Origin of the sequence: Legionella fairfieldensis ATCC 49588 (genome assembly GCF_000621525.1) — a bacterium.
In the GTDB taxonomy this organism is placed as follows: domain Bacteria; phylum Pseudomonadota; class Gammaproteobacteria; order Legionellales; family Legionellaceae; genus Tatlockia; species Tatlockia fairfieldensis.
The window spans coordinates 1-2,380 of record NZ_JHYC01000055.1 but is presented as its reverse complement, the minus strand read 5'-3'; the positions used below and the strand labels follow the sequence as shown (position 1 = coordinate 2,380).

Sequence of the window (2,380 nt, the reverse complement as noted above, 5' to 3'; positions counted from 1 at the left end):
CATCTTCATATTGATTATTTTGTACTGCTATACCAGCGCTCATAAAACACGTCTCCTAATTTATTAATGACTGTCGAAGGACCAAAACTGACAATGGCTGCGGGAATTAACGGCATACCATACGTTAAACAAGCCGTCACACCACCTGCGTAACTTGCAACGGCCAGTTTCGTTACGCTAATTGGCGTTTTATTTTCCCCGTAACTCTCAACATATTGATTCACAAAATTTGATACCCCTCCAGAAACAGCACCCAATTTAATCGTATTTTTAAATGTCACAGGAGGCTTAAAACCAAAGATAAAACTCGTTCCGGCCCCAATCACCGCACTACGCCAGGGATGCGCATCCGCGGTAGACAGTGCCGAGAGAAACGAAGACGTCCCTCCGACACCGGCGTTTAATGTGTGTTTGGCAATAACCCCTTTATACTCCGAGAGGAAATGAACCGTTTGCTTCGAATAACTGGCGGCACTTTCAATCACTTTACTATCCCGCGTCAACTGCATGGCCGCCATCACCGGTCTGGTTTTCCCTAACCATTGAACCGTTTTAGCCGCAAGCTTGCCACCGGGGATGAGTGCTAGCGCCGATAGGCCGCGGTTAACTTCCACATTCAGAAGACGGTCACGGCCTGTCCATAACTCATCAATCGCTTTTAACTGACCGGCTACCGGTACAAAGTCCAGTGCGAGGGAAGCCATCGCCTTTATCCTTGGAGAACCGGTTGGCGTCTCTACCGGGGTCGATTCTAGCGAAGGGGCTGGTTCCAGCGAGGGGGCTGACTCCTGCAACAACTCCCGTACCCCCCTTCTCCGGCCAACTGCTGGGCAAGGTAATTCAGATAGGCGGTTTTATCGCTGCGCGTATTGGCCTTCTCCGCGAAACACACACTACTCACCTATGTATTTTGATCCTTCTTTGGTTTATGGCGAATAAGAATGAAAATCGTGTACGTTGTAAATAAGCTCGTAAAGAAGAAAATAAAGGCCAATATAAATAAGCTAATTTTACCTTGACTTATAAACTCACTAAAAAAATAAAATGCACCCCAGAAAAAAAGCAATACCCCACATACAAGCTGAAAAATATATCGCCATGAAGCATTCTGAGCCTCTTTCTCAAAGATCAAAAAAAAGGACTCTTTAGGGCAAGATATCTTTTTTCGGTCGCCGATAATTTTTTTCATATCCACTTTGAGTTTTAAAATAAGCGCAATGGAACCAAGCACAAATGCAAAACAGCCTATTTTGGGACGAAAATACATTGCCATGCTACACCCACTAGTTACTCCTATAATCATCCCCATATATTTCGAAAAAATATCTTCAATTTCTCTTTTTTCTTTATAAGTCACCAAGTACGCTTTCGAAGAGCGTAATCGATTATTTCTATATAAATATTGATTAGGGGCTATTTTTTCAAAAAAAAATGATGACTCCATCATAATATCGCTCCAAATAAATAATTTTCTTAGATTAATGTGTTATCAAAAATATGGTGCAAACATTAGCATATTTTTTTCTTCCGCTGATAAATTCCAAATGTTTTGTGCGGATAACCTTGTTTCGTTCCATACATACCTTACCATTGAGGCTGTTTTTCTTTGTACATAATTACTTAATGGAGTGAAATTATATGTTAAATACCCTCCTGCAGCCCCTAAAGAATATCCTATAATACCTCCAACAGGCCCCCCTGTAGCTAATCCTAACCTAGAACCTATAGAACCACCTATGTGCATAGCAGGTCCGCTACCACTCCAAGCCACAGCAGTCCCTATTCCCACCGAAGTAGCCTCCCGCAATTGCGCATTTTTCCCTTGTGATGCATTGGCTTCATAGGCTATATACGTCTCGGCTCCCACGTAACCTACGCCTAATGTTTTATTCGCCACATTAAAAAGCTTATAAGTCCTTGAATTCAACGCTTTATCAATGAGTTGATACGATTGGGAAGAGGAGGATTTAAATAAACCCTGCATCGTTTGTAAATCATTGGCTACGATGACTTGCTTTAAGGTACTCTTCTGTAATTTCCCTGCACGCTTTAAAATCGTATTAACCTTGTATTTCTGATACCCTTCATAACCCAGTTTGGAAAAGTCATTCACCATGGAAGTCGGCGGTATCAGGCTATCGATTGCTTCTACCGTGTTTAAAACAGCAGCGTTGTGCTCAGGGCTTGTTGCCTCCTGTCCATTCAATGAAAAGACTTCAGACGATGCCTGAATTCCCGCTAACACTCTCGCCCGCCGATTTGCCAAACGCTGGTACACATGTTCCGAGGCCAGCGAATAGGTGCCGTCTTCTTCCTTCTGAATGGGACAGTAGTCTGCTTCATCCAGAGGGGCAGCTTCAGCAGACTGGGCAGATTGGGC

At 43.3% G+C, this 2,380-nt stretch carries 3 protein-coding genes; all 3 read right to left on the bottom strand.

Annotated features, from left to right (window positions below; translation table 11 throughout):
* Positions 1-14 precede the first annotated feature (14 nt).
* On the bottom strand, positions 15-704 hold the full coding sequence (locus tag T345_RS0110690) for a hypothetical protein (RefSeq protein ID WP_028389329.1): 690 nt from the start codon (positions 702-704) through the stop codon (positions 15-17).
* A 197-nt stretch (positions 705-901) separates the two neighbouring features.
* Positions 902-1,357, bottom strand: coding sequence for a hypothetical protein (locus tag T345_RS0110685; protein ID WP_131777770.1), 456 nt, complete (start codon positions 1,355-1,357; stop codon positions 902-904).
* Between the two features lie 132 nt (positions 1,358-1,489).
* Positions 1,490-2,380: hypothetical protein (locus T345_RS15235; protein ID WP_035918907.1), on the bottom strand; the 891-nt coding region annotated here is incomplete at its 5' end.

Bases quoted from the DNA above. Each gene is read 5' to 3' on its own strand.
- T345_RS0110690 (WP_028389329.1), bottom strand. From the start codon at position 704: ATGGCTTCCCTCGCACTGGACTTTGTACCGGTAGCCGGTCAGTTAAAA.